The sequence below is a fragment of the Micromonospora yasonensis genome, assembly GCF_026013475.1.
Classification (GTDB): Bacteria; Actinomycetota; Actinomycetes; order Mycobacteriales; family Micromonosporaceae; genus Micromonospora; species Micromonospora yasonensis.
In genome coordinates this window covers 1-25,249 of sequence record NZ_JAPDPH010000009.1, presented here as the reverse complement: position 1 = coordinate 25,249, position 25,249 = coordinate 1, and the positions used below count along the sequence as shown (strand labels likewise).

30 protein-coding genes are annotated in these 25,249 nt (G+C 73.5%); 8 read left to right on the top strand and 22 right to left on the bottom strand.

The features are described from left to right. Window positions 1-13: 13 nt before the first annotated feature. The 16 genes from ONA70_RS03860 to ONA70_RS03785 all read right to left on the bottom strand — a co-directional run bounded on the left by ONA70_RS03860 (window position 14) and on the right by ONA70_RS03785 (window position 10,708). Window positions 14-367: a gas vesicle protein K gene (locus ONA70_RS03860; protein ID WP_265004927.1), complete on the bottom strand. Its 354-nt coding sequence runs from the start codon at window positions 365-367 to the stop codon at window positions 14-16. Beyond that, window positions 364-591 (bottom strand): gas vesicle protein, encoded by a 228-nt coding sequence (locus ONA70_RS03855; RefSeq protein WP_265004926.1) that lies wholly within the window; start codon window positions 589-591, stop codon window positions 364-366. The genes ONA70_RS03860 and ONA70_RS03855 overlap by 4 nt, the downstream gene beginning before the upstream one ends. Then, window positions 582-1,400 carry a GvpL/GvpF family gas vesicle protein gene (locus ONA70_RS03850; protein WP_265004925.1) on the bottom strand — a complete coding sequence of 273 codons (819 nt, stop codon included), beginning with the start codon at window positions 1,398-1,400 and terminating at the stop codon, window positions 582-584. The genes ONA70_RS03855 and ONA70_RS03850 overlap by 10 nt, the downstream gene beginning before the upstream one ends. Continuing rightward, entirely contained in the window at window positions 1,384-1,752 is a 369-nt protein-coding gene (gene gvpJ / locus ONA70_RS37130; protein ID WP_265004924.1) for a gas vesicle protein GvpJ, read from the bottom strand. The genes ONA70_RS03850 and gvpJ (ONA70_RS37130) overlap by 17 nt, the downstream gene beginning before the upstream one ends. Before the next feature lies 1 nt (window position 1,753). Next, the gene (locus tag ONA70_RS03840; RefSeq protein WP_265004923.1) at window positions 1,754-2,092 is read right to left on the bottom strand and encodes a gas vesicle protein GvpO; all 339 of its coding nucleotides are present in this window, start codon (window positions 2,090-2,092) and stop codon (window positions 1,754-1,756) included. A 1-nt stretch (window position 2,093) separates the two neighbouring features. After that, the gene (locus ONA70_RS03835) at window positions 2,094-2,429 is read right to left on the bottom strand and encodes a gas vesicle protein GvpG (RefSeq protein ID WP_265004922.1); all 336 of its coding nucleotides are present in this window, start codon (window positions 2,427-2,429) and stop codon (window positions 2,094-2,096) included. Between the two features lie 3 nt (window positions 2,430-2,432). Continuing rightward, a complete protein-coding gene (locus ONA70_RS03830) occupies window positions 2,433-3,188 on the bottom strand; it encodes a GvpL/GvpF family gas vesicle protein (RefSeq protein ID WP_265004921.1) in 756 nt (251 codons plus the stop codon). Next, the gene (gene gvpJ / locus ONA70_RS37125) at window positions 3,188-3,610 is read right to left on the bottom strand and encodes a gas vesicle protein GvpJ (protein WP_265004920.1); all 423 of its coding nucleotides are present in this window, start codon (window positions 3,608-3,610) and stop codon (window positions 3,188-3,190) included. The genes ONA70_RS03830 and gvpJ (ONA70_RS37125) overlap by 1 nt, the downstream gene beginning before the upstream one ends. After that, the gene (locus ONA70_RS03820; protein ID WP_265004919.1) at window positions 3,607-4,779 is read right to left on the bottom strand and encodes an SRPBCC family protein; all 1,173 of its coding nucleotides are present in this window, start codon (window positions 4,777-4,779) and stop codon (window positions 3,607-3,609) included. The genes gvpJ (ONA70_RS37125) and ONA70_RS03820 overlap by 4 nt, the downstream gene beginning before the upstream one ends. Before the next feature lie 2 nt (window positions 4,780-4,781). Next, window positions 4,782-5,243 carry a hypothetical protein gene (locus ONA70_RS03815; protein ID WP_265004918.1) on the bottom strand — a complete coding sequence of 154 codons (462 nt, stop codon included), beginning with the start codon at window positions 5,241-5,243 and terminating at the stop codon, window positions 4,782-4,784. A gap of 291 nt (window positions 5,244-5,534) precedes the next feature. Then, complete coding sequence (locus tag ONA70_RS03810; protein ID WP_265004917.1) at window positions 5,535-6,044, bottom strand: GNAT family N-acetyltransferase; 510 nt, start codon at window positions 6,042-6,044, stop codon at window positions 5,535-5,537. Between the two features lie 149 nt (window positions 6,045-6,193). Next, window positions 6,194-7,096 (bottom strand): hypothetical protein, encoded by a 903-nt coding sequence (locus tag ONA70_RS03805; RefSeq protein ID WP_265004916.1) that lies wholly within the window; start codon window positions 7,094-7,096, stop codon window positions 6,194-6,196. A gap of 96 nt (window positions 7,097-7,192) precedes the next feature. Continuing rightward, complete coding sequence (locus tag ONA70_RS03800) at window positions 7,193-7,681, bottom strand: DUF3263 domain-containing protein (protein ID WP_265004915.1); 489 nt, start codon at window positions 7,679-7,681, stop codon at window positions 7,193-7,195. A gap of 122 nt (window positions 7,682-7,803) precedes the next feature. Beyond that, complete coding sequence (locus ONA70_RS03795) at window positions 7,804-8,817, bottom strand: ABC transporter permease subunit (RefSeq protein WP_265004914.1); 1,014 nt, start codon at window positions 8,815-8,817, stop codon at window positions 7,804-7,806. Further along, window positions 8,814-9,821: an ABC transporter ATP-binding protein gene (locus ONA70_RS03790; RefSeq protein WP_265004913.1), complete on the bottom strand. Its 1,008-nt coding sequence runs from the start codon at window positions 9,819-9,821 to the stop codon at window positions 8,814-8,816. Before ONA70_RS03790 ends, ONA70_RS03795 begins: the two co-directional genes overlap by 4 nt. Before the next feature lie 101 nt (window positions 9,822-9,922). Further along, a complete protein-coding gene (locus ONA70_RS03785; RefSeq protein WP_265004912.1) occupies window positions 9,923-10,708 on the bottom strand; it encodes a DeoR/GlpR family DNA-binding transcription regulator in 786 nt (261 codons plus the stop codon). 201 nt (window positions 10,709-10,909) lie between these two features. Here ONA70_RS03785 and ONA70_RS03780 point away from each other — a divergent pair, with 201 nt between their 5' ends. Genes ONA70_RS03780 through nagA form a run of 3 tightly spaced genes read left to right on the top strand, consistent with a single transcriptional unit; the run spans window position 10,910 to window position 13,874 of the window. Next, window positions 10,910-11,839 (top strand): SIS domain-containing protein, encoded by a 930-nt coding sequence (locus ONA70_RS03780; RefSeq protein ID WP_265004911.1) that lies wholly within the window; start codon window positions 10,910-10,912, stop codon window positions 11,837-11,839. Beyond that, a complete protein-coding gene (locus ONA70_RS03775; protein ID WP_265004910.1) occupies window positions 11,836-12,768 on the top strand; it encodes an ROK family protein in 933 nt (310 codons plus the stop codon). The genes ONA70_RS03780 and ONA70_RS03775 overlap by 4 nt, the downstream gene beginning before the upstream one ends. Next, window positions 12,765-13,874, top strand: coding sequence for an N-acetylglucosamine-6-phosphate deacetylase (gene nagA, locus ONA70_RS03770; protein WP_265004909.1), 1,110 nt, complete (start codon window positions 12,765-12,767; stop codon window positions 13,872-13,874). Before ONA70_RS03775 ends, nagA begins: the two co-directional genes overlap by 4 nt. Before the next feature lie 24 nt (window positions 13,875-13,898). On the opposite strand, the gene ONA70_RS03765 is transcribed toward nagA, so the two are convergent. After that, window positions 13,899-15,110 carry a DUF4032 domain-containing protein gene (locus tag ONA70_RS03765; protein ID WP_265004908.1) on the bottom strand — a complete coding sequence of 404 codons (1,212 nt, stop codon included), beginning with the start codon at window positions 15,108-15,110 and terminating at the stop codon, window positions 13,899-13,901. Between the two features lie 111 nt (window positions 15,111-15,221). On the opposite strand from ONA70_RS03765, the gene ONA70_RS03760 reads away from it, so the two are divergent. Both ONA70_RS03760 and ONA70_RS03755 read left to right on the top strand, forming a co-directional pair. After that, window positions 15,222-15,983 carry a phosphatase PAP2 family protein gene (locus ONA70_RS03760; RefSeq protein WP_265004907.1) on the top strand — a complete coding sequence of 254 codons (762 nt, stop codon included), beginning with the start codon at window positions 15,222-15,224 and terminating at the stop codon, window positions 15,981-15,983. A gap of 9 nt (window positions 15,984-15,992) precedes the next feature. Then, a complete protein-coding gene (locus ONA70_RS03755; RefSeq protein ID WP_265004906.1) occupies window positions 15,993-17,240 on the top strand; it encodes an APC family permease in 1,248 nt (415 codons plus the stop codon). A 6-nt stretch (window positions 17,241-17,246) separates the two neighbouring features. Here ONA70_RS03755 and ONA70_RS03750 read toward each other — a convergent pair whose 3' ends face one another. Then, window positions 17,247-19,028: an NAD-binding protein gene (locus tag ONA70_RS03750; protein WP_265004905.1), complete on the bottom strand. Its 1,782-nt coding sequence runs from the start codon at window positions 19,026-19,028 to the stop codon at window positions 17,247-17,249. 86 nt (window positions 19,029-19,114) lie between these two features. On the opposite strand from ONA70_RS03750, the gene ONA70_RS03745 reads away from it, so the two are divergent. Both ONA70_RS03745 and ONA70_RS03740 read left to right on the top strand, forming a co-directional pair. Further along, the gene (locus ONA70_RS03745) at window positions 19,115-19,603 is read left to right on the top strand and encodes an MSMEG_6728 family protein (RefSeq protein ID WP_265004904.1); all 489 of its coding nucleotides are present in this window, start codon (window positions 19,115-19,117) and stop codon (window positions 19,601-19,603) included. 272 nt (window positions 19,604-19,875) lie between these two features. Beyond that, window positions 19,876-20,319 carry an HNH endonuclease gene (locus ONA70_RS03740; RefSeq protein WP_265004903.1) on the top strand — a complete coding sequence of 148 codons (444 nt, stop codon included), beginning with the start codon at window positions 19,876-19,878 and terminating at the stop codon, window positions 20,317-20,319. Between the two features lie 92 nt (window positions 20,320-20,411). Here the strand turns inward: ONA70_RS03740 and ONA70_RS03735 are convergent, their stop codons facing one another. Next, window positions 20,412-21,179, bottom strand: coding sequence for an enoyl-CoA hydratase/isomerase family protein (locus ONA70_RS03735; RefSeq protein ID WP_265004902.1), 768 nt, complete (start codon window positions 21,177-21,179; stop codon window positions 20,412-20,414). Between the two features lie 98 nt (window positions 21,180-21,277). Beyond that, entirely contained in the window at window positions 21,278-23,674 is a 2,397-nt protein-coding gene (locus ONA70_RS03730; protein WP_265004901.1) for a M4 family metallopeptidase, read from the bottom strand. A 170-nt stretch (window positions 23,675-23,844) separates the two neighbouring features. On the opposite strand from ONA70_RS03730, the gene ONA70_RS03725 reads away from it, so the two are divergent. Beyond that, the gene (locus ONA70_RS03725) at window positions 23,845-24,321 is read left to right on the top strand and encodes a protealysin inhibitor emfourin (RefSeq protein WP_265004900.1); all 477 of its coding nucleotides are present in this window, start codon (window positions 23,845-23,847) and stop codon (window positions 24,319-24,321) included. A 92-nt stretch (window positions 24,322-24,413) separates the two neighbouring features. Here the strand turns inward: ONA70_RS03725 and ONA70_RS03720 are convergent, their stop codons facing one another. Continuing rightward, window positions 24,414-25,025 (bottom strand): histidine phosphatase family protein, encoded by a 612-nt coding sequence (locus ONA70_RS03720; RefSeq protein WP_265004899.1) that lies wholly within the window; start codon window positions 25,023-25,025, stop codon window positions 24,414-24,416. An 87-nt stretch (window positions 25,026-25,112) separates the two neighbouring features. After that, on the bottom strand, window positions 25,113-25,235 hold the full coding sequence (locus ONA70_RS36840; RefSeq protein ID WP_406601140.1) for a VOC family protein: 123 nt from the start codon (window positions 25,233-25,235) through the stop codon (window positions 25,113-25,115). Window positions 25,236-25,249: the final 14 nt, after the last annotated feature.

The window sequence follows — 25,249 nt, the reverse complement described above, 5'->3', positions numbered from 1 at the left end:
CAGGTGACCGGGGTCAGTCCGTGGGGAGAAGCGGGCCCAGGGGGCCGAGGTCGAGGTTGAGGTCCTCGGGGGCCAGGCCGAAGTACTCGCGAAGCTGGGTCATCTGCTCCTCCAGCGCCATCAGCGTGCTGCCGATCCGCTCCACCTGCTCCTCGCTGAGGTCGCCGAGGTCGACCCGGCGCACCGCCTGCCGTTCCATCAGCTGCCGGAGCAGCTCGACGACGGTGAGCACCAGGCTGGCCAGTCCGCGCTCGACGGAGTCCTGGTCGACGGCGAGCCGGCGGTCCAGCGGCCGGACCCGGGGTGCCTGCCACTGCGACTCGCCCAGCGCCGCGGCCAGCTCGGCCGCCTCGTCCCGGCCGGTCACGGCGCACCGTCCCGGGCGGCGGGCTCGGGGGCGAGCGCGCCCACCGAGGCGATCAGGGCGCGCAGCGAGATGCGGACCAGGTCGACGTCGGCGATGGCCAGGGTGATGTCCCCGGTGATCACCACCCCGGTGGCGAGCACCCGGTCGAGCAGGTCGACCAGGGCCACCGGCCGGTAGGTCAGCGGATCGTCGGCGCTGTTCGGCGCCAGCGTGGTCACGCCCATGCCGGCTCCGCCGAGGGTTCCGCCACGAAGGAGTACGGCGGCCAGGGGCCGGTCGGCTCCAGCCGGATCTCCGGGTGCCGGTCGCCCAGTTCGCGTACCAGCGCGGCGAAGCCGTCCAGCCGGTCCCGGTCGACCAGGTAGGCGCCGTTGAGCACCATCGGGGTGGGCGCGCCGGAGAGCCGCCGGTCCTGCGGGGCGTGCCGGCGGGCGGTCACCGCGTACCCGGCGAGGGCGGTGTGCACGGCGGCCGCCGCGTCGGCGGCGATCCGCTGCCCCTCCTCCCGGGCGGTGAGCTGGGCCTTGCGCCGCCGCAGGTACGCCGCACCGGCCCCGCCGCCCGCACCGGCCGGTTCGTCGGCGCGCGGCGTCGCACCGGGGACCGCGTACCCCTTGACGCCCCACTCCTCACGGCCGGTGAGCCGGGCCAGCGTGCCGGCGAGTTCGTCGTGCCGCTCGACCAGCACCCGGGCCACCCGGCCGTCGTCCCGGTGCACGGTGGCGAGCCGGGCCGGCACCACCGCGCCGGCCCGGGACAGCACGTCCACCACGGCGTGATGCGCCCGGGCGGCCCGCTCCAGCCAGGCCAGGTCCTCCAGGTTGCGGCGCAGCGCCTCCTCGCCGTACTCGGTCAGCGGGGCGTCGCTGACCACGGCGGCCAGGCCGGCGGCGGCCACCGTCCGGACCGGCGTGCCGGCGATGCCGGTGATCCCGGCCGGCGCCGGCGGGGTGTCCCCGGCGACCACGCCGTGCAGCCAGACCCCGGTCCCGGCGCCCGGCGTCGTCGGGGTCGGCTCAGCCGTCGTACTCATCCCGCTCCTCCCTCTCGGCCCGGGCGGCCGCCCGTGGCCGCCGGGAAGCCTCGACCTCCTCGGGGTCGCGCGGACCCGGCTCGACCGGTGGGCGGGCCCGCGAGCTCAGCCACGGGTCGTGCTCCCACCAGTCGATGCCGATCTGCCGCGCGGTGTCCACGGAGGCGATGACCAGCCGCAGCTTCAGCGTCAGCAGCTCGATGTCGAGCAGGCTGACCCGGATGTCACCGGCGATGACGATGCCCCGGTCGAGGACCCGTTCGAGGATGTCGCCCAGGTTCGCCGGCTCGTGCCCGGCCGGCAGCACCTGACCGGAGTTCTGCACCACCGAAGGCGTCCGCCCAACCGTCATCTCAGTCCCCCTTGCCCCGCTGATAGCGGCGCGTCCGCCGGTAACCGAGCAGGCTGCCGGCCAGGTCCAGCTCCACCTCGTAGAGGCCGAGCAGGTCGGTCGACGCGGGGATCCGGTGGTCCTCGACCACCTCCACCCCGATCAGCCAGCCGTCGTCCGTGGCCTCGATCGAGGTGACCCCCAGTGGGTCCTTGCCGGTCAGCCCGGCGATCTGGCGCAGCCCCTCGCGGGCCGCCTCGGCTGCGGTGATCTCCTCGTACTCGTCCTCGTCGACGTACCGGCCGGCGACCTGATCGTCCCGGTCGCGGCCTCCGTCGCCGCGGATGCGTTCTGCTGTCATCTCATCTCCCTCGCCCGCGGCGCTGCTCACCTGGACGGTCGGCGCGCCGCCGCCGAGCGGGCCGCCGGCGGGTGCCGGCCGTACCCCGGGAGGAGGTACGGCCGGCGGCACCGGCCGGCGGGGTGAGCCGGGCCAGGATCCGCTCCTGGCCCCGGTCGCGCTCCTCCGGCGTGATCTCGCCGGCCGCCGCCGCCCGGTCCAGTTCCTCCAGCTCCCGCCGGATGTTCACCGGGCTGTACTGCTGCGACTCCGCCTCCCGGGCGATCACCTTGACCACCGCGGTCACCCCTCGCACCGGGACGTACGGCAGGGTCAACAGTCCCCAGAGGATGTCCACGGGTCACTCCACCAGCTGGTGCGCGCCGACGAAGTCGTACGGGGCGAGCGGGCCGAGCAGCCGCATCCGGATCAGCTCCCGGCGCTGCTCGGCGAACTCCTCCACCGCCCGGATGAACTCCTCCTCGTCATCCGCGCCGACCAGGAAGGCGACGTTCACCGCGTCCAGCTCGTGGCTGGGCTGGCGCGGCGCGTTCGCCACCGTGTGCCGGCCCACGGCGTCGATCAGGGCGGCGTTCTGCGCCTCCCGGCGCAGCTCGACCGCTTGGCTGATCATCTCGCCGAGCCGGATCCGCTGCTCCCGGCTCTCCACCTCCGGCCGGCCGCGCACCTGATCGGCGAGCTCGGCGGCGGCGCGGTTCTCGGTCAGGAATTCGCCGATGAACTCCTGCTCGTCGAAGCGCCCGTGCACGGTGTACTGCCGGCGGTTCTCCAGCTCCGCCAGGTCGGCGGCGAACCGCTCCTGGTGCGCCGCCAGCAGTTCGCCCACCGCGTCCTCGCCGGTCACCACCGTGCCGAACCGGACCGGCAGCACCGGCGCGACCTCCGCCGTGCCGTCCAGCAGCCGCTCGTACGCGGTCAGGTCGGCCGGCCGGCCCATCGGCTCCGCCAACCCGACCTCGCTGACCAGCGCGGCGACCTCGCCGTGCCGGATCGCGGTGACCTCGCCGGGCGGGTTGCCGACCCCCTCCGCGTCGGGGGTCGGCTCCACGTCGGACGGCACGATGCCGTAGATGAACAAACCTCGTTCCGCGGCCATCAGCGCTCCTCCTCCCAGCTACGCCGCTGCCGCGGGCGGTCGACGTCGTGGTCGCTCAGCGAATCCACCACCACGCCGGTGATCTCCTTGGCCGCCCTGCCGAGGCCGGAAATCGCCTTGCCCTTGGTGGCGCCGCCGGCGGCGTCGCCCACGATGTCCGGCAGGCCCTTCGTGCCCTTCGGGGTGATGCTCAGCCGGTCGACGATCTCGGCGAACCGGAGGTACGTCTCGACGCTGGCGATCACGATCCGGGCGTTGATCTCCAGGAGCTGGATGCCGACCACGGCGACCGACACCTGCGCGTCGATCACGACGCCCTTGTCCAGCACCGTCTCGATGACGTCGGCGAGGGTGCCCCCGCCGCCACCACCAGTACGTTCCAGCGCGCCGCCGGGCTGCCCTGTCGTCGTGGCGATACTCACTGGTCACGCTCCTCTCGCCGGCGGCGGACCACCGGCCGTCGCGGGGTCTCGGGGATACGGCGGGCCGGGCGGGCCCGCTCCTCACGGGGCTCACGGTCCTCCCGGGGGCGGCGGGCCCGCTCGGGCTGCCGGCGGCGCGGCGGCTGCTCCTCTTCCGCTGGCTCCTCGGCGTACTCCTCGTCGTCGAAGTCGTCGCCCTCGTCGTACGCGTCGTACTCCTGCTCCTCCGGGGGACGACGGCGTTGCGGCGGACGGCGGCGGCCGCGCTCGGCGGGCCGGCGCTCCTCCTCCGGTTCCTCCTCACGCTCCTCGGTGGGGCCCGGCTGCTCGCGGGCTTCCTGTTCCTCCCGGAGCGCGGTCTCGTGGTCCTTGACCACCTGGGCGTCCTCGATCTCGCCGCGCCAGCCCTCGACGGAGTCCGGGTCGAGCACCGTGTGCGTCATGACGTGCCGGACGAAGTGCTTCAGCTCCAGCCGCACCCGCCGGCCCTGAGCCCGCCACAGGTTGCCGGTGCGCTCGAACAGGCCCTGCGGGTGGTACTCCAGCACCACGAGGATCTTCGTCAGCTCGGGGCCGATCTCGTGGAAGCTGACCGTGCCGTCGACCCAGCCCTTCTCGCCCTTCGACCGCCAGTGGATGAGCCGGTCCGGGATCTGCCGGACGACGGTTGACTCCCAGCTCCGGTGCGACCAGAAGACCTGCGCCTTCCAGGTCACCTTCTCGTCCGACTCGAAGTCGGCCTGCTCCACCTTCTTCATGAAGCTCGGGAAGTCGCCGAACGTCGTCCACTGGTTGTAGGCGAGCCGTACCGGCACGCCGACCTCGATCGCCTCGACGATGTTGGTGACCTTGAGCTTCTTGCCGCCGCCCTGGCCGCCCTTGCCACCGCCGCCGAACGCCGACATCAACTTCTCCTTACCGCCGGCCAGGCCGGCATGGAACATGGCCTTGATCGGGGAGTCGCCCTCGGCGAGCTTCTGAGCACCGGTGGCGGCGGCGATCAGACCGGGCCCGCCGCCCTGCTTGGCGTACTCGCTGAGCCGGCCGGCCGCGCCGGTGACCCGCTCGGTCACCACCCGCACGGCCCGCTCCCCGATCGCCGAGGCGAGGTTGCGCACCTCGCCGCCGAGCTGATCGCGTGCCTTGTCGGTGAGACTGTTGCTGGCCATGCTCACCGTCCCCGTCCCCGCCGCCGGCGCGCGGGGACCGGCTGCACGTCCGGGTCCTCGTCGTCGAACGCCTCGGGCTGCTCGTCGAGTTCCTGCTCCTCGTCCGGGGCCGAGTGCTCCTCGGTCTCCGGCTCCTCCTCCGGCCGGCCCATGCCGGGCGTGCGGCGCAGCGCGTCGGCGCTGCCGCGCAGCTTGCCGCTGAGCGCGTCGATGCCGCTGCCGGCGGCGGCGGTGGCCGCGGCCTTGCCAGCGGTGGCGAGCGGGGCGCCCAGCTTGGTGAGGTTGCCCAGTTGGGGGTTCACGTTCAACAGGTCGGAGGCGACCTTCTTCAGCCCGCCGGGCTGCTGGCTGGCCCGCCCGGCGGCCACCGCGGCCGCCAGGATAAGGGCGGTACGCAGCTTCCTCCGTCGGCCGAGGACGTATCCGAAGCCGACCGCCAGGGCGATCCGAGCTCCACTCTTCATCAGTTCTCCTTCGCTCCCCGGCGGAAGCGGACACCTGTTGCGTGGAGCAGGCCCGGAAAACAGCTACCGGGGATCAGCGGAAATGGGCCTGCGACCGGCGTCCCGAATCAGCGGACCCGGCGGGCAGTACCCGTACCGCCACCCGCGAAACATTTCCTGAGTGGTACCGACTGGCTCGTCACAATGGAACCGGATAGCTGGCCACGGCGAGGCATATACCTCACAAAGCGGTCAGACACGCCGCGCCGAGCAGGGCAAAGGAGGTAATTGCCTTAAGGCAAGGAAGTAATTTCAGCGAGTCGGAAGCGCAGAATCAAGACACATTTCCGCGCGCACCTTTCCGTCATTCTCGCGCAATTTCGCGCCGCATTTCTTCAGGACCGCCACCGCGCCGCGATTTTCCGGAGTGGTCTCGGCCACGACGGTGTGCATGCCGGCCGCCGCGGCGGCGTTCAGCAACTCGCGCAGGGCGGCCGCGCCGAGCCCCTGGCCCCGCGCGGAGCGACCGAGCCACATCCCGGTCTCCACCGTCCCTGGCTCCGCGCAGCGGGTCATCCGCACCATGCCGACCACCTCACCGCTTGCGACGATGGCGTACATCCGGGTGCGGGTCGGGCCGTCCAGGCCGCCGAAGCTGGCCCGGTGGAACTCGCGGAACGCGTCGCGACGGGCCAGCGACCAGCCGGCCGGGGCCTCCACCGGAGGCATGACGTCCTCCGGCTCCGCCTCGGCAGCCGCTACGGAGAGCAACGGCTCCAGGTTGCCCTCGTCGACCGGCTCCAGTCGTACCGCTCCCGTCACGAGCCGCAGTCTGCCCGCCGTACCGGCCTGAGTCCACCGCTTTGGGCCCGTTCTGCCGGTCCGGACGAGGGTATGGGCCGGTCGTACCCCCGGGGTGTTCCGCCTCACGCTGCGTTGTCAGCCGACCGGATCGTTCTGGGTGAGCGTGCTCACCCGGCCGGATCGAACTCGCAGAGGATCGCCGACGCGTCGTCGGTCCGCTTGTGCCGGCGCAGCCGCTCCGGAGTGTCCCGCTCGGCGGCCCGGACCCGGCCGATCAGCCCCTCCGGCCCCTCCGCGACCGTCACGTCCAGCAGCCCGGCCCAGTCGAACAGGCCGAACTGGTCCACCGCGCAGGACGCGCCGTCGCTGAGCAGCACCGCGCGCCGCAGCGCCCCCGGACCGCGCAACGGCAGCGTCCCGGTCACCGCGTGGTACGCGGCGTCCGGATCGCTGGCGGCCACCCAGTAGCCATGGGTCCGGTTCATCCGCGCCCGCTGCACGGTCACCGAACGGCGGAATCGGGTCACCGGGTCGACGTCGGTCCCCGCCAGGGCGTCGGCCGCCCGGCGCAGGTCCGCCATCGCGCTGGCCAGCCGGTCGTCGGAGACCACGCTGATCTCGTCGCCGGTGTCGAGCACCAGCGGGCTGTCGCAGAGCACCAGGTAGTCCACCTGGTCGCCGCCCTCCCGGAGCAGGCAGACCGTGGACGACGGGGTGCCCGGATGGTCGAGGTCGCACTCGTCGCCGTGGTCGGCACGGACCGCCAGGATCGCCGAGGCCAGGCTGCTCATCAGGGTCGCCGCCGGCCGGGCCGCGACGGCCAGGCCGATCCGGGCCGCCAGGTGCCGGACGTACCAGGCGGGCCCGTGCACGCAGCCGGTGTCGAAGCCCTCCGGCACGGTGGCGCCGTCGAGGACCCCGACCAGCGGGCCGAACCGGAAGACCACGTCCTCGTTCTCCAGCCTGCCGGGTGCGGGGTCGGAGGCGGACCTCATCCGCATCAGCGGCGCCGTCCCGACCGGCCGTGCCGGCCGGCTGCCGGTCACGTACCGGCGATCTGGTGCCCCCATCGACGCCCTCCCTCCGTCGCCGCTCCGCCTACCCGGACCGGCGGCGGCCATGCCGGCCGGTTCGCCCGTGGTGGCGTCAACGCGAGAGACGACCGGTCAGCGCCGCCGGTTGCGGGCCCGGGAGGAGCGCAACCGACGCAGCCGGCCGATCAGCACCGGTTCGGCGGCCAGCGCCGCCGGGTGGTCGAGCAGCGCGTTGAGCAACTGGTAGTAGCGGGTCGCGGAAAGCCCGAAGGTGTCCCGGATCGCCTGTTCCTTGGCCCCGGCGTGCCGCCACCACCGCTGCTCGAAGGCGAGGATCGCCCGCTCCCGCTCGGTCAGCTCGCCCGACCCGCCGGCCGGGGCGTCGGCGGCCGGGGTCTCGTCGTCCGCGCCCGGTCCGTCGTCCGCGGCGACCGCCGGACGCTCGTCGGCCGGTTCGGGGGTCGGCACGGGGCGGCGCTCGGCCGGCGTGCCAGGATGGGCCTCGACGGCGGGCGCGGAGCGGGGCGGGGGGACGGTTACGCCGGCCTCCCGGCGCGCGGCGTGGGCCGGACCGGACGGCTCGGGCCGGTCGGTGGCGGCCGCGGAGGCGTCGGCGGGCATGGCGCTCCTCGGGAGGGCGGACGGCCGGCGCGGCGACCGCCGGCCGGGGGGACCCCAGCGTAACCAGGGCCCGCCCCGGCCGCAGCGGACGTGGTGTCCGAGCCGGTCAGCGGCGCGGACGGTCAGCTGATGTCTCGCCGGCGCATCGCCCAGAACGCGGCGACCAGCGCCACCGCGGCACCGAGTCCGAACACCAGGGCCGAGTCCTGCCAGGAGACCAGCAGCTCGGCCGGCTCGCACTGGCCCTTGGCGAACCGGCACGCGTCGTAGTTGAAGAGCTTCACCTGCTTCATGAACCACGCCTGGGCGTAGGTGGACAGCAGGTACCGCTCGCCGAACGGGACCGAGAGCACGCCGACCGCGATCCGGAGGCCGACCTCGCTGATCGCGAACAGCGCCACGGCCGCGCCGAGCGCCATCGCGGTGTGCCGGCCGAGCGAGGCGAGCGCGAAGGCCACCGCCCCGACGGCCAGGATCAGGCCGACCGCCCGCAGCCCGTCGAGCCCGATGGACTGCCACACGCCGGCGGTCATCTTGACGGTGGTCCCCCGGTATGTGCCGATCAGCCAGAAGGCCAGCGTCCAGAACGCGCCGAGCACCACGCCGACCCCGAGCACGGTGGTCAGCAGCGCGGCCATCTTGGTGCCCAGCACGGCGAGCCGTTTCGGCCGCCAGAGCAGCAGGTTCATCATCCCGCCGGTGCTCCATTCGGCCCCGACGGACGAGGCGCCGACGATGAACGCGAAGAGCGCCACCGCCCCGGCGAACACCGCGATGAACATGGGGAACTCGGCCCGGAAGTCGAACTGGTAGGGCAGGTTCCACTTCGGGTCGAACATCTCCGGCTGCGGCTGCCAGTCCCGGCCGCAGTTCGGCCCGAACCGCTCCTCGGTGTTCTCGCCGCGGGCCTTGGCGGTGTCGCAGTCGGCGACCGCCCGCTGCCAGTTCGCCAGCTCCTTGCGGTAGTCGGCGTCGGCCTTCGCCTGCGCCTCCGCCACCACCTCCTTGGAGAGTTTGTGGCTGGAGAAGCTGAAGGCGGTGGCCACGCCGGCCAGGCCGAGCACCAGCAGGACCAGCAGCAGTCGGGTGACCCGCCGCTTGGCCAGCCGGCGCAGCTCGGTGACGTATAGGCTCATGCGCCCCAACCTCCCGTGGTGCCGCCGACGCCCGGCTCACCGACCTTCGTGGACTGGTCGACCTGCCGGTGCTGGCCGGGGACCGGCGCGGTGGCGGTCAGTTCGAGGAAGACGCTCTCCAGGTCGACCGCGACCGGGGTCAGCTCGCTGACGTAGAGGCCGCGCTCGGCGAGGAGGCGGCTGACCGTGGCCGGCTTGTCGACGCCGGCGAGCATCAGGTGATCCGGCTCGGTGGTGACCCGGATGCCGGCCCCGCTGAGCGTGTCGGCCGCCTGGGGCAGGTCGGCGACCGCCTCCAGGCATACCCGCACGCTGCCCTGGGAGTGCGCGGCCAGCACCTCGTCGACCGGGCCGTACGCAACCCGCCGGCCCAGCGAGATGATCGTGACCGAGTCACAGATGAGCTGGATCTCGCCGAGGATGTGGCTCGACAGCACCACGGTCATCCCGGCGGCGGCGAGGTCCCGCATCAGGCTGCGCATCTCCCGGATGCCGCCCGGGTCGAGGCCGTTGGCGGGCTCGTCCAGGATCAGCAGCTTCGGGTTCTTCAGCAGCGCGGAGGCGACCGCCAGCCGCTGCTTCATACCGAGCGAATAGGTCTTCACCCGCTCGCCGGCCCGGTCGCGCAGCCCGACCAGCTCCAGCACCTCGTCGACCCGCTGCCCGGGCAGCTCGCCGGCCTGTGCCAGCAGGCCGAGCGTGTCCCGGGCGGAGAAGTGCGGGAAGAACTGCGGACTCTCCACGATGGCCCCGACCTGGCCGGCGACGGCCGGCAGCGCCTGCGGCAGTTCGTGGCCGAGGATGGCCATCCGGCCGCCGTTCGGCCGGATCAGGCCGAGCAGGGTGCGCAGCGTGGTGGTCTTGCCCGAGCCGTTCGGGCCGAGGAAGCCGTGCACCTGCCCGGCCTCGACCCGCATGTCGAAGCCGTCCAGCGCGTGGCGCACCCCGCGTTTCCGGCTCCGGTACGTCTTGCGGAGACCCTCGATCTCCAGGACAGCCGTCAAGCTGACCTCCCCCGATGAGTAGGTGACAGCGGACACCATACGCGGTATGCAGCGGGGCGCAATACCGGGTATGCAAGTGTCGCGCTGTCAAGGGGGCGGGCTCAGGCGCAGACGACGTGCACACCGGCGTCGCGGAACGCCTGCACCACGAGGGGGGACGCGCCGGAGTCGGTCACCAGCGTCTCCACCCGGTCCACCGGGCAGATCCGGGCGAAGGCGTGCCCGCCCAGCTTGGACGAGTCGGCGATCACCACCACCCGCTTGGCCCGCGCCACCATCAGGCTGTTCATCGCCGCCTCCCCCTCGTGGTGGGCGGCGGCGCCGAGCTGCGGGTCGATCGCGTCCACGCCGAGCAGGGCGACGTCGAGGGTCACCTCGCGCAGCAGCGCCCCGCCCAGCGGGCCGACCAGCTCGAACGACTTCGGCCGGACCACGCCGCCGGCGACCACGACCTTCATCCGGGAGCGCACCAGCAGCTCGTTGGCGATGTTCAGGGCGTTGGTGACGACGGTGAGCTGGGCACCCTCGGCGTTGGTGTTGAGGTCCGGCCGGACCGCGAGGGCCCGGGCCACCTCGGTGCTGGTGGTGCCCCCGTTGAGGCCGACCACGGTGCCCGGGGAGACCAGCGCGGCCGCGGCCGCGCCGATCCGCTGCTTCTCGGCCGAGTGCTTCGCGGTCTTGTAGCGCAGCGGCAGGTCGTACGAGACGCCGTTGGCGACCGCCCCACCCCGGGTACGCGTGATCATCTGCTGCTGGGCGAGCTGGTCGAAGTCACGCCGGATGGTGGCCTGGGAGACGTCCAGGCGCTCGGCCGCCTCCTCGACGCTGACCCGTCCGTTCTCGGTCAGCATCTCCAGCAGCGCGTTCCATCGGGCGTAGCGGTCCACCGCGGGGCCTCCACTGACTCTGCACGAACGGTGATTGATTGCGTGCACAGTAGTGCGCGAAACTACCGAGGCGCAAAACCCTGAGCTGCGCGATCTGAGAGGCGGTTGCCACAGCCACCCGGGTTCGCGCAGAATGACGCGCGAAAGACGGCCATATCGCGCCGTATTGCGCAGGGTCTCCCCTCGGGGCGAGGAGTGGTGATGGCGTACGTGCACGCGGAGATCGCGAGCCAGCCCGACTGCTGGCGGGAGGCGGCGCAGCTCGCCCCGACCGTCGCCGACCGGCTGCCGCGTCCGGGCGAGCGGGTCGCCGTCGTCGGCTGCGGCACGTCGTGGTTCATGGCGGCGGCGTACGCCGGACTGCGCGAGCACGCCGGCCAGGGCGAGACCGACGCCTTCCAGGCCAGCGAGTTCCCCACCGACCGCCGCTACGACCGGCTCATCGCGATCACCCGCTCCGGCACCACCACCGAGGTGCTCGAGCTGCTCGCCGCGCTGCGCGGCCGGGTCGCCACCACGGTGCTGGTCGGCGACCCCGGTTCGCCGGCGGTCGAGCTGGCCGACGCCACGGTGACCCTGCCCTTCGCCGACGAGCGCTCGGTCGTGCAGACCCGGTTCGCCACCACCGCCCTCGCCCTGCTCCGCGCCCACCTCGGCGAGGACCTGGGCCGGCTGGCCGCCGACGCGGAGGTCGCCGTCCGGGCCCCGCTGCCGATCGACCCGGCCCGGATCGAACAGGTCACCTTCCTCGGCCGCGGTTGGACGGTCGGGCTGGCCCAGGAGGCCGCGCTGAAGTGCCGGGAGGCGGCCACCTTCTGGGCCGAGGCGTACCCGGCGATGGACTACCGGCACGGCCCGATCTCGGTCGCCGCCCCGGGCCGGCTGGTCTGGGCGTTCGGCGACATCCCCGCGGGGCTGCCCGAGGACGTGGCCGCCACCGGCGCCGCCTTCGCGCACAGCCGCACCCACGGCTGCCGGACCGTGCTGACCAGCTGGGCGGCCGGGCGTAACCCGGTCGACCCGATGGCCGACCTGATCCTCGCCCAACGCTTCGCCGTCGCGCTGGCCACCAGCCGCGGCCTCGACCCGGACGCGCCCCGGCACCTGACCCGCTCCGTGGTGCTCGCGTGACCTCAGACGACGCGGTCGTCGTCGCGCTGGACGTCGGCGGCACCGGGATGAAGTGCGCCCTGGTCCGCCCGGACGGCACCGTGGTGCACGCCGAACGGCACGCCACCGAGGCGGCGCGCGGCCCGGCGGCGGTGGTCGGGACGATCCTCGACGTCGCCGACGGGCTGGCCGGCAAGGCCCGCGCCGACGGGCTGACGCCGGTGGCCTGCGGCATCGCCGTACCGGGGGTGGTCAACGAGGCGCGCGGGGTCGCGGTCTGGTCGGCGAACGTGGGCTTCCGGGACGTACCGCTGCGGGAGCTGGCGCAGACGCGGCTCGGCCTGCCGGCGGCGCTCGGCCACGACGTGCGGGTGGGCGGCCTGGCCGAGGCCCGGCTCGGCGCCGGGCGGGACGCCGGCCACGTGCTCTTCGTCGCGATCGGCACCGGAATCGCCGCCGCCCATGTGGTCGACGGGTCGACCGCCACCGGGGCGCACGGCGCCGCCGGGGAGATCGGCCACATCCTGGTACGCCCCGACGGCCCACGCTGCGGCTGCGGCCGCCCGGGCTGTCTGGAGGCCGTGGCGTCGGCCTCGGCGATCGGGCGCCGCTACACCGGGCTGGCCGGCTTCCCGGCCACCGCTGCCGAGGTGGCGGAGCGGGCGGCGGCCGGCGAGGACCTGGCCGGCCGGGTCTGGCGGGAGGCGGTCGAGGCGCTCGCCGACGGACTCGCCACCGGCCAGGCGCTCTTCGACGTGGCTGCCATGGTGATCGGCGGCGGGCTCGCCCAGGCCGGTTCCGGGCTGCTCGACCCGCTGCGCGCGGCGCTCCGCGAACGACTGACCTTCCACCGGGAGCCGCGCCTGGTCGCGGCGGCCCTCGGCGACGAGGCCGGCTGCCTCGGTGCCGCCCTGCTGGCCCTGGACACCCTGGAGGCGAAGAGCCGATGACCGTACGCGTGACCGGCAAGGTGGTGACCCCGACCGGCGTGATCCGGCAGGGCTGCGTCGAGATCGCCGGCGACCGGATCCGGGCCGTCGCCGAGTACCCGTCGGTGCACGACGGGCACTGGATCGTGCCGGGCTTCGTGGACATGCACACCCATGGCGGCGGTGGGCACACCTTCACCACCGGAGACGCCGACTCGGCCCGCGCCGCCGCCGCGTTCCACCTGCGGCACGGCACCACCACCCTGCTGGCCAGTCTGGTCAGCTCGCCGTACGCGCTGATGCGGGACGCCACCGCCGCGTACCGGCCGCTGGTCGAGGCGGGGGTGCTGGCCGGGATCCACTTCGAGGGGCCGTACCTGTCGGCGGACCGCTGCGGCGCGCAGAACCCGGAGTTCCTCCGCGACCCGTCCAACGAGGAACTCGCCGAGCTGATCGAGCTGGGCGGCGGCGCGGTCCGGATGGTCACCCTGGCCCCGGAGCGGGACGGCGCGGTGGAGGCGATCGAGCTGCTCGTCTCGCGCGGCGTGGTCGCGGCCGTGGGGCACACCGACGCCACCTGGGAGCAGACCCGGGCCGCCGTGGCGGCCGGGGCGAGCGTCGGCACCCACCTGTTCAACGGGATGCGCCCGGTGCACCACCGGGAGCCGGGCCCGGTGGCGGCCCTGTTGGACGCCCCGAGCGTGGTGTGCGAGCTGGTCGCCGACGGAGTGCACCTGCACGACGGGATGCTCGGCTTCGCCACCTGGGTGGCCGGCCCGGAGCGGGCCGCCCTGATCACCGACGCGATGGCCGCCGCCGGCATGCCCGACGGCGAGTACGAGCTGGGCGGCCAGGCCGTCACCGTGGCCGACGGGGTGGCCCGGCTCAGCCGGGACGGCGCCATCGCCGGTAGCACCCTCACCATGGACGCCGCCCTGCGGCACGCCGTCGCGGCCGGCATCGCCCTGCCGGACGCCTGCCGGATGGCCGCCACCACCCCGGCCCGGGCGATCGGCCTGGGCAATCAGGTCGGGGCGCTCCAGGCCGGGCTCCGGGCCGACCTGCTCGTGCTCGACGACGACCTGAATGTGGTCCGGGTGATGCGGGGCGGCGCCTGGGTGGAGTGACGCGGCTGCGGGCTGCGGGCGGAGTCAGCCGGCGGTGGGAACCTCGATGCCGAGGACGGCCTGCTCGTCCGGGCGGTGCACGAGCACGTCCGAGAGGTACGACTGCACCGCGTGGCGCATCCCGACGTCCCGGCCGGCTCGCTCGGAGAGCAGCCACTTGTGCTCGATGATCTGCGCGAACAGCTCCTGCGGCTCCAGCTTCCGGCGCAAGTGCGCCGGCACCGCGCGGACCACCGGCTCGAACACCTCGGTCAGCCAGCGGTGCGCGGCCTGCTGCTCGTCGGTGAGGTCGCTCTCCACCCGGTACGCGTCCAGATCGTTGAGCAGCTTGCGGGCCTGGTTCTCCTCGGCGTCCAGGCCGGTGAGCCGGAGCAGCCGGCGGGTGTGGTAGCCGGCGTCGACCACCTTCGGGCGCACCAGGTACCGCCCGTTGTCCGCGGTCGACATGGCCACCTCGGCGACGTCGAAGCCCAGCTCGTTGAGGCGGCGGATGCGGCCCTCGATGTGGTGCCGGGCCTCCCGCTCGATCTGCTGCTCGTAGGTGATCTCGTGCCAGAGCCGCTCGTACCGCTGCACGACCTCCTCGCAGACCACCTCCGGGTCGATCGACTCGTGCAGCAGCCCGGCGGCCTGGAGGTCCAGCGCCTCGCCGAAGATGTTGACCCGGGCGATCTCCAGGTCCTCGCCGCGCTGGCCATTGGAGAGCGAGTTGCGCAGCGCCCCGGTCTCGGCGTCCACCAGGTAGGCGGCGAACGCGCCCGCGTCGCGGCGGAACAGCGTGTTGGACAGCGAGCAGTCGCCCCAGAAGAAGCCGGTCAGGTGCATCCGGACCAGCAGCACGGCCAGCGCGTCGAGCAGCCGGTTCATCGTCTCCGGGCGCAGCGTCCGGGAGAAGAGCGCCCGGTAGGGCAGCGAGAACTGGAGGTGCCGGGTGATCAGCACCGGGTCCAGCGGCTCGCCGTCGTCGGTCTGCCGGTCGGCCACGATCGCGACCGCCTCGACCGAGGGGAAGTCGATCCGCTCCAGGGCCCGGAGCAGATCGTACTCCCGCTCGGCGACCCGCTCGCCGGTCTCCTTGACCGCGTACACGTAGTCGCCGAGCCGGACGAAGCGCACGATGTGCCGCGAGATGCCCTGCGGCAGCGCGACCAGGTGCTGGGCAGGCCACTCCTCCAACGGGGTCGACCAGGGAAGGTCGAGCAGCGCTGGGTCGACGAGGGCCGAAGTGATCCGCACGGCCACAAGTGTGACCTCTTCCCCCGGCACAGCGCTGCCCTTCGTGGGCCGGCACACAGCCGCCGACGCCCGCGCCGGTCCGGCGTCAGCGGCGGCCGGTAGCGTGGTCGCGTGCGGGAGACCAGGGAGGCACGCGAGAAGCCGCGGCTCCGGCCCGTCCGGCCGGCCGGCTGGTGGTGGGACGGGCTGCTGCTCGCCGCCCTGGTCGGGCTGACCGTGGCGCTCGCCGAGGGACGGCTGCTCGGCCTCGACCTCGAGGTGAGCGCGTGGGCGTTCGCCCACGATCCCGCCCCGCTCTACTGGACGGCCCGGGTGTTCAACCTGCTCGGCCAGGGCGGCATGCTGCTGACGCCGGTCTCCGTGGCACTCGCCCTGGCGGTCGCCTGGCGCCGGCACTCGGTCCGGCCGCTGGTGCTGTTCGCGGGCACCTTCGTGGTCGCCTACTTCACCATCGGCCCGCTGAAGGCCTGGACGGACCGAGCCGCCCCCAGTGCCTCGGTGAAGGAGCCGTTCCTGCCGCCCGAGGAGGCGGTGCGGATCTTCAACCACCTGCCGGCCGGCGCGTACTCGATGTCCTATCCATCGGGGCACGTCGCCAACGCCATCGTCTGGTACGGGCTGATCGCGCTGCTGCTCGTCGCGCTGACGAACGGTCGCCTGTCCGCCGGCTGGTACCGGCTGATCCGCGTTGCACCCCCGGCGATCCTGCTGGTCACCACGACCTACCTGAACTTCCACTGGATCACTGACGGTCTCGCCGGGCTGCTGCTCGGCCTGCTGCTGGACCGACTGCTGCACCGGGTGCCCTGGGACGACGTGCCGTTGCCCGCCGCGCTCCGGCGGTGGGACCGTCCGTTCATCTCGGCCCCGTAACCTGCGCGCATGGCGGAACTGGCCCGACGGCTGGCCGTACCCGATGCGGTGGTCATCGGCCTGGGGTCGATGCTCGGCGCGGGCGTCTTCGTGGTCTTCGCCCCCGCCGCGGCCGCGGCCGGCGGCGTCGGGCTGCTGGCCGCGCTGGCTCTGGCCGGCTTCATCGCCTACTGCAACGCAACCAGCTCGGCCCGGCTCGCGGCCCGCTACCCCGAGTCCGGCGGCACGTACGTCTACGGCCGGGAACGCCTGCACCCGTTCGCCGGCTTCCTCGCCGGCTGGGGGTTCGTGGTCGGCAAGACGGCCAGCTGCGCGGCCATGGCGCTGACCATCGGGGCCTACCTCTGGCCGGGGCGGGCGCGGCTCCTCGCGGTCCTCGCGGTGGTGGCGGTGACCGCAGTGAACCTGCGCGGCATCGGCAAGACCGCCACCGCGACCCGGATCCTGGTCGGCCTCGTGCTGGCCGTGCTGACCCTGGTGGCGGTCACCGGCGTCGCCGGCGGCCACCTGACTCCGGCCCGAATCGGCGACCTGGGCGGCACCGGCGTCCGGGGCGTGCTGACCGCCGCCGGCCTGCTCTTCTTCGCCTTCGCCGGGTACGCCCGGATCGCCACCCTCGGCGAGGAGGTCCGTGACCCGGAGCGGACCATCCCGCGCGCCATGCCGCTGGCCCTCGGCCTCGTGCTGGCGATCTACCTGGTGCTGGCCGTGGTGGCACTCGGCGTGCTCGGGCCTGGCCGGCTCGCCGCCGCCGACGCGCCGCTGGCGGACGTGGTGACCGCCGCCGGGCTGCCCGACCTGGCCTGGCTGGTCCGGGCCGGCGCGACCGTGGCGGTGGCCGGGGTGCTGCTCTCCCTGCTCGCCGGGGTCGGCCGGACCACCCTGGCGATGGCGCGCCGCCGGGACCTGCCGGGCGCGCTGGCCGCCGTGCATCCCCGTTACCAGGTGCCGCACCGCGCCGAGTTGGCCGTGGCCGCCGTGGTGATCGTGGTGGTGGCACTTGGCGACGTCCGCGGCGCGATCGGGTTCTCCAGCTGCACGGTGCTGGTCTACTACGCGATCACCAACGCCTCCGCGCTCACCCTGGGCCGGGAGCCGGCCCGGAAGGTCCCGGTACAGCTCATCGCCGCGCTGGGGCTGGTCGGTTGCCTGGTGCTGGCGGTGAGCCTGCCGGTGGCCAGCGTGATCGCCGGCTTCGGCGTCCTGGCCCTCGGCGCGCTCTGGTACGCCCTCCGCCACGCCATGACCCGCGGCTGACCGGGGTCACTCCTCCGGCTGCCGGGGTGCCGGTGTGCCGGCCGGCTCGGCCGAGACCGGGGTGGTCTCCCGGAGCAGGGCGCTGAGCCCGGCCCGACGGGCCACCACGGTGAGCCGGTCCCCCGCCTGGATCACCATCCGCGGGTCGGCCGACCAGTCGGTCTTCTGCCCGGACCGGGTGTACGCGAGCAGGCGTACCTCGCCGGGACGGGCCACTGCGGCGAGCGGGCGGCCGTCCAGCGGAGAGCCGGCCATCACCGGCACCTCGGTGACCAGCAGCGCGTGCCGGCCGACCGGGATGGTGGCGATCACCGCGCGATCCAGCAGCGCCGCCGCGAAGGCGGGCGCGGCCAGGTACGACACGCTACGCGAGGTGCCGATGCCGAACGCACGCTGGATCCGTTCGGCGAAGTCGCCGTCGAACAGGCGCAGCACCACCCGCAGGTCGGGATCGAGGCTGCGGGCGTTCAGCGCGGCGCGCAGATTGGCGCCGTCGTCGGTGGAGACCACCACCAGCGCCTGGCAGGTGGCCACCGAAGCGGCTCGCAGGGTCTCCTCCAGCCCGGCGTCCCCGACGATCAGCGGTACGCCGAGCCGGTGCGCGAGCGCGGCGCCCCGCGCGTCGGGGTTCTTGTCGATGGCGACCACCTCGACCCCGAAGTCGTAGAGCTGGGCCATCACCCGGGTGCCGATGTTGCCCAGCCCGACCACCACCACGTGCCCGGCGCGGTCGGGTTGGATCCGGCCGGTGTGCAGGGCGAGCTGGGCGTTGACGATGCCGTCGACCACGGCGGCGGTGATCAACGGGATCAGCGCCAGCCCGGCGAGGGTGAGCACCACCTGCATGACCTGGGCGGCGACCGGCTTGCCGAGGTCGGGATCCTGCCCGCTCAACGAGGTGACCAGAGTGAGGTAGAGCGCGTCCGACCAGCTCACGTGGGCCGCGCCGGAGTTCAGCCAGCCGAGGACAGCGATCACCCCGAGCAGCGCCAGCACCGCCATGCCGATCTTGCGGGTGGCGAAGCTGCGGACCGCCCGGAGCAGCACCACCACCGGCTGCCGGCGGCGCCGGGCCCGGACCAGCCGCCGGGCGGCCAGCTCGGTGCCGGCCGGCTGCCCGGTCGCCTCGGCCAGCACCACGTCGGCCGACCCCTCGTCGGCGGGCAGCACCCGGATCAGCTCCGGGTCGGTGGTGACCGCCAGGCCGCAGAGCACGTCCTGCGGGCGTACGTCGGTGCGGCGGGCCGCGTGGAGGGTGCGGCCGGCGTGCCGGAAGTGGGTGGGGGCCAGCTCGCCCAGCGCCGCAGCGACGAAGGCCGGGGCGGCCATCGAGGCGTCGGAGAGCACCGCCGAGTCGGGGAAGAACTCCCGGAGGCCGTTGGCGAGGCTGGTGTTGAACATGCGTACCACCAGGCGCAGCCGGGGCTCGACCTCCTGGGCGCAGAGCGCCGCGTGCATGTTGCCCACGTCGTCCTGGTGCAGCAACGCCAGCCCGTCCGCCCCGGCCAGCCCGGCGCGGTGGAAGGTGGCCTCGTCGAGCCGGTCGGCGAGGATCACCTGGACGCCGGCGAGGTCCCGGCCGTCCGGTCCCTCGGAGCGGCGGCGCTCGGGCACGACCAGGGTGACCCGGACCCGCCCGGCCGGTGACTCGGTGGCCAGCAGGGACCGGGCCACCCAGTACGCGAGCGGGTCGTTGCCGCAGACCACGTAGTGCGGACGGGAGTCCCCGTTCATCCGGAGCCGCCATCCGGTCGCGCGGCGCGCGCGGTCACGCAGGGGCTCGGCCATGCCCGGATGGTAGTCAGGTGATCGCGGTACGCGCAGCCCCGTGATCATGAACGCATGGTGTCCCCGGGTACGGGTAGAGGACCGGCATGCAGACGTTCCTCCCGTACCCGGACTTTCTGGCCAGCGCCCGGGTGCTGGACCAGCAGCGGCTCGGCAAGCAGCGGGTGGAGACCATCCAGGTGCTGCGCGGCCTGACCCGGCCCGACTACGGCTGGCGCAACCACCCGGCGGTGAGGATGTGGGCCGGGTACGAGGAGGCGCTGACCCGGTACGGGCTGGACATGTGCGCGGTGTGGTCCGAGCCGGGCCGGGCCGACACCTGTGCGGCGACCATGACCGTCGACCTCGCCACCGCCTGCGGGGTCACGACCGTCCGCACCCAGGCCGAGCTGGCCGAGGCCGGCGAGCTGCCGCCCTGGCTGGGCCGGGAGGACCTGCACCGCAGCCACCAGTCGTCGCTGCTGCGCAAGAACCCGGGGCACTACGGCCCCCGGTTCGGCGCGGTCCCGCCCGACCTGGAGTACATCTGGCCCGCCTCCGATCGCGAGCGACGCTGTCTGCCGCCGGAAGGCTGAGCCGACCGGCAGGCATCGAAATCCGTTGCCCGCCCACCGCACCCCGCCTACCGTGATCCGCGCAAGGTCAACCGGCCCGTCGGGAGCATGCCATGTCGTTGCCGCACGTCACGTGCGTGTCGTCGATGCTGCCCGTCGATGGTTGCCGAGCCGAAGGTCCCCGCACCGGGTGGCCGGGCTGACGCGTACCCGCGTCCGTCCCGCCGCCGCCCGGTCCCGCTGGACCGGGCGGTTTTTCGTCGCCGTACCACCGACCGTGAAGGGAGAGCCCGGTGGACGCCGTCCTCGTCATCAACGCCGACCACGGCCCGCTGCACCGGGTCACCGTCCAGCACGCGATCAGGATGCTCTGCCGGCGGGTCGCCGAGATCCACGAGGCCGAGCCGGACCAGGTCATCGGCGTGTTCCCGATGCCGCGCGTGGTCCGTCTCGTCCGGTACGTGGTCACCCGTTGGCGGTTCAGCGCCGGACCGGCCTGGTCCCGGGGCGGGGTGCTGCGCCGCGACGGCCGGCGCTGCGCGTACTGCGACGCCCCGGCCAGCACCGTCGACCACATCCTGCCCCGCTCCCGTGGCGGCCGGAACACCTGGAAGAACACGACCGCCGCCTGCTACGACTGCAACCAGCGCAAGGGCGACCGGACGCCGGCCGAGGCGGCCATGCCGCTGCGCCGCGAGCCGGTGACGCCGAGCTGGTCCGCGATGGCCGGGCGGTGACGGACGGCCGGCGGGCACAGGGGGCCGTGTCGGGGGTACGCCTCCGGCGCGGCGCCCGCCGGCCCCTGCGGGCGTACCCGGATCGACGGCCGTCAGCCGGCGGCGGGCGGGGTCCAGCTGAAGCGCGGCGGGCGGCGCTCGTTGACTGCCGCCACTCCCTCGCGGGCCTCGCCGCTGGCCCGGACCTGCCCGTGCCACCAGGCGATCCGCTCGTCGTCGGCGCGGCCGTCGATGATCTCCTTGGCTGCCGCGACGGTGAGCCGGGAGCGCTCGGCGACGGCGGCGGTGACCGCCGCCACCCGCGCGGCCAGCGCGTCGGCGGGGAGCACCTCGTCGACCAGACCGATCCGCAGCGCCCGCCCGGCGTCGACCAGCTCGCTGGTGAACAGCAGGTGCTTGGCGGCGGACGGCCCGACCAGCCGGGCCAGCCGGCGAGTGGTCGGCGCGGGGTAGACCAGCCCCAGCTTCGCCGGAGGTACGCCGAACCGCGCGTCCTCGGCCGCCAGCCGCAGGTCGCAGGCGACGGCGAGCTGGCAGCCCCCGCCGACACAGGCGCCCCGGATCGCGGCCACGGTGGGCTTGGCGAACGCGGCCAACCGCTCCTCGGCCATGACCGCGATGCTGCCGTCCCCGGCCTCCAGCAGCTCGTCCAGGTCGCCGAGGTCGGCGCCAGCGCAGAACGTCCCGTCGGCGCCGGTGAGCACCACGGCGCGTACGGCGGGGTCGGCCGCCAGGCCGTCGAGCAGCATCGGGAGCTGACGCCACATGGCCGGAGTCAGCGCGTTGCGCCGGGCCGGGTTGTGGATCAGCAGGGTCGCCACCGGACCCGCCACCGTGACGGTGAGCTCCGCGTCCGCCATGTCTCCCCCTCACGTCGCCGGTCGGGCCGACCATAACGACGGGGCCCGGTGACCACCCGCGTGGGGTGGCCGCCGGGCCCCTGGGTCGGGCGGTTACGTCAGGAGACGTTCACCGCGGTGTCGTCGATGACGAAGGACGTCTGCAGGTAGACGTCCTCGGTGCCGAGGAACTTCAGGGTGACGGTCTGCCCGGCGTAGGCGGCCAGGGAGAAGGAGCGCTGGGTGTAGCCGGCGGCCTTGTTCAGGTTCGAGTAGGTCGCCAGGGTCGCCAGCACGGTGCCGGCGGAGTTGAGCACCTGCACCTTGAGCGTGTCATACGCGACGCTGGTGGTCGTCTCGGAGCTGTCGATGTGCAGCCAGAAGCTGAAGTTGTACGAGGTGCAGCCGGTCGGCAGGGCGACGGACTGGGCGATGTACTCGGTGCTGCTGTAGCCGTAGCCGTTCAGCCACGAGAACCGGGTGCCCGAGTGGGCGGCCTGGCCAGCGTACGAACCGATGCTGCCGGTGTTCCCGGTCCAGGGGGAGGTGCCGGACTCGAAGCCCGGGTTACCCAGCTTCTGCCCGGCTCCGGTGCAGCCACCGCCGGTGCCGTTGACCGTCAGGCTGTACGTCGCCGAGTGGTTCACCGACGTACCGGTGCCGGTGACGGTGACCGAGTACGTGCCGGACGGGGTGCTCGCCGTGGTGCTGATGGTGAGGGTGGACGAGCCGCCCGAGGTCACCGAGGCGGGGTTGAACGACGCGGTCGCGCCGCTCGGCAGGCCGGACGCGGAGAACGTCACGGTCTGCGCGGTCCCGCTGGTGGTCGCGGTGGAGACGGTGGTGGAGACGGCACTGCCCGCGGTCACCGAGCCGGAGGTCGGCGAGAGCGTGACGGAGAAGTCGTTACCGGTCGAGCCGCAGGGCGCGTCATTGCCCGACACGGCCACCGCGGTCCACGCCGCCTGGACGGTCTTGTACTCGGTGGAGCAGTTGCCGTACAGGTCGGTGGCCGCCTTCAGGGTGTAGGCCCGGGCGGTGTTCGACGGGGTGGTGGTGTTCACGTACGAGGTGTTCGAGGTGAAGTACACGTCGAGCGCCCGGTACCAGATCTTCTCCGCCTTGGCGCGGCCGATGCCGACCACGGCCGGGGCCGAACCGCAGACCGGCGAGGTGCCGTACGAGGTGGCGCCGGTGCCCTCGGCGAGGTTGAAGAAGAAGTGGTTCGCCGGGCCGGACGAGTAGTGCACGTCCTTGTTCTTGGTGCTGGTCGTCCAGCAGGAGTCGGACGAGCCGTCCAGCGACGGGTTGTACATGTAACGCAGCGGGGTGCCGTTGCCGTTGATGTTGATCTTCTCGCCGACCTGGTAGTCGCCCGGGTCGGCCGGCGCGGCGGCGTAAAACTCCACCATGTTGCCGAAGATGTCGCTGGTGGCCTCGTTGAGACCACCCGACTCACCGGAGTAGACCAGGCCGGCGAGCGCCTCGGTGACGCCGTGGCTCATCTCGTGGCCCGCCACGTCGAGCGAGACCAGCGGGCGGGCGTTGCTGGAGCCGTCGCCGTAGGTCATCTGGGAGCCGTCCCAGAAGGCGTTGACGTAGTTGCTGCCGTAGTGCACCCGGCTCGGCACGCCGGTGCCGTTGCCGAAGATGCCGTTGCGGCCGTGCACGTTCTTGAAGTAGTCGAAGGTCTTCGCCGCGCCGAAGTGGGCGTCGACACCGGCGGACTGCCGGTTCGAGTTGGTGCCGTTGCCCCAGGCGTTGTCGGCGTCGGTGAAGGTGGTGCAGGTGCCGCTGGTGGTGTTGTTCATGTCGCAGGTACGGCCGTTGCCGTGCGACGGGTCCACCATCGAGTAGGTGCTGCCGGAGAGCGTCGTGTCGATGCTGACCGTGCCGGTGTAGATGCCCTGGCCGCTGCCGACCACCGATTCGATCTCGTCGTACGCGCCGATCACCTTGCCGGTGGTGGCGTCGGTGACGACGTGCAGCTTCGACGGCGTCTGCCCGTCCGCCTTCCAGCCGGAGGCGACGGTCTCCCAGGCCAGCCGGCCCTTGCCGGAGCTGGCGTCGACGAAGAGCTCGGGGCTGCCCACCGAGGTGAGCGTGCCGGAGAACGCCCGCTGCGCGCTCGCCTTGGCGGCGGCCGCGCCGACCTTGGCGGTGGTGCTCAGGGTGAGCGGGGCGGCCAGGCCGGACGAGGTGCCGGCCAGGGTGCCGTTCGGGGCAGCGTGTATGACGAAGTCACCGCCGTAGACGCGCAGGCCGTGGTAGGTCCGCTCGTACCGGGTGTGCGTGGCCCCGGATGAGTCCACCTTGGTGCGGACGGCCTGGTACGCCTCCCCGCTGGTGCCCTGGACGGCACCGGGGTTGGCCTGGAGCAGGCTGTCCGCCCGAGCTGCGGCGGCGGATTCCGAGGCGGGGGAGCTGGGGGTGGCCGCGTACGCCGAGGTGGCGACGCAGGTCAGCACGCCGCTGGTGAGCAGCGCCGCGCTGACGGCGGCGAGAGGTCGTTTCACGTGCCCTCCTGACGGGGTAAGTTGTGACGACGATAGTCACTGATGTACATATAGCGATACATCGAAGAACGTGGAAGAGGGGGAGCGCTTTCCTGCCGCAGACATTGGCCGTTCGGATGAGGCGGCGCAGGTGGCCGGAACCACGTGGCACCGCCGTGCGTCCGATCGGCATGCGAACGATCCCCGTCGCGACAGCTCTGGTCGCCGCGCTTCTCACCCCCGTCGCCGGGTGCGCACAGGCCGGCGGCGACAACTCCGCGCCGGCCGCCGGCAGCGACTCGGCGACCGCGCCCAGTGGCTCGACGGGCCGCGAGGTGGTGCTGACGAAGTCCGGCGGCTTCGTCGGGCTGATGGACACCCTGACGGTCCGGCCCGACGGCCGCTGGACGAAGGTCGACCGGTCCGACAACCGCCGTACCGGCCAGCTCACCGCCGCGGACCTCGACCGGCTGCGGCAGCTCACCGCCGACCCACGGCTGACCGCCGAGGCCACCGCCACCGGCCCGGCAACGACGTGCGCCGACGCCTTCACCTACCGGCTCACCGTGGGGCCGACGACCACCGGCTACGTGGACTGCCCGCCGGAGGCGACGCCGCCGCCCGCCACCGCCGCGGTGGTCGAGCTGCTCACCCGCGCCACCGAGTGACAGCTGTCAGCAGGTCGGGGCTCGACGCCCCTGATACGCGGAAAGAGTGGCCATCGGCGCGCCGATGGCCACTCTTTCCGTGCCCGAGTTCTCTAGACGTGATAGTCCGGCGGCAGACCGGTCGCCCGGAGGTCGGGCGGGAGATGGGCGACGTCGTTGTGGGCGATGAGACTCGGCGGCCCGCCGGAGCTGTAGCGGATGACGGTGAGGCCGCAGTTGTGCTGGTTGAGGCCGAGCCAGCGGCGCTCCGGGGCGTCCAGCGCATGGCGTACCAGCCAGCCGATCAGGAAGTTGTGGGTGATCACCAGCTCGCGGACGTCGCCCTCCGGCGGCGCCGTCGCCAAGCGGGCCACCGCCTCCGCCGTCCGGCGCGGCCCGTCGATCCGCTCCCGCTCGGTGAAGCCGGCGAGGAACGCCGCGTAGCGTTCGGGCAGGCCGGCCGGGTCGGTGTCGTGTGGCAGGTGGTCCCCGACGCTCTCCGTCTCGTGTACGGGGACGCCGGGCAGGGCGGCGGCGACCAGCGTGGCGGTCTCCCCGGCCCGGCGAGCCGGCCCGTGGTGGACGGCCACGAAGGGCGTTCCCCGCAGCCGTTCCGCGAGCAGTTCCGCCTGCCGCCGGCCGCGCGCCGACAGGCCGGTGTCCCCGCCCTCCTCCGCCCCGTCCTGCTCGCCGTGCCGGACCAGGTAGAGCAGTCGACTCGCCATCCGTCACCTCACATGATCATTGAGCCGCGAGCCTAGGCCATGCCTTCCCGGCCGTGGGTGCCCGTCGGTCAGCCGGCCGCGTCCCCCTCAGGCCTTCGGGTGCATCTGGCCGATGCGGATCCGGTTGCCGAACGGGTCGCGGATGCCGAAGTCGATCCCGTACGGCCGCTCGGTCGGCTCGTCGGTGATGTCCACGCCCTTGGCGACCAGGTCCTCGTACGTCT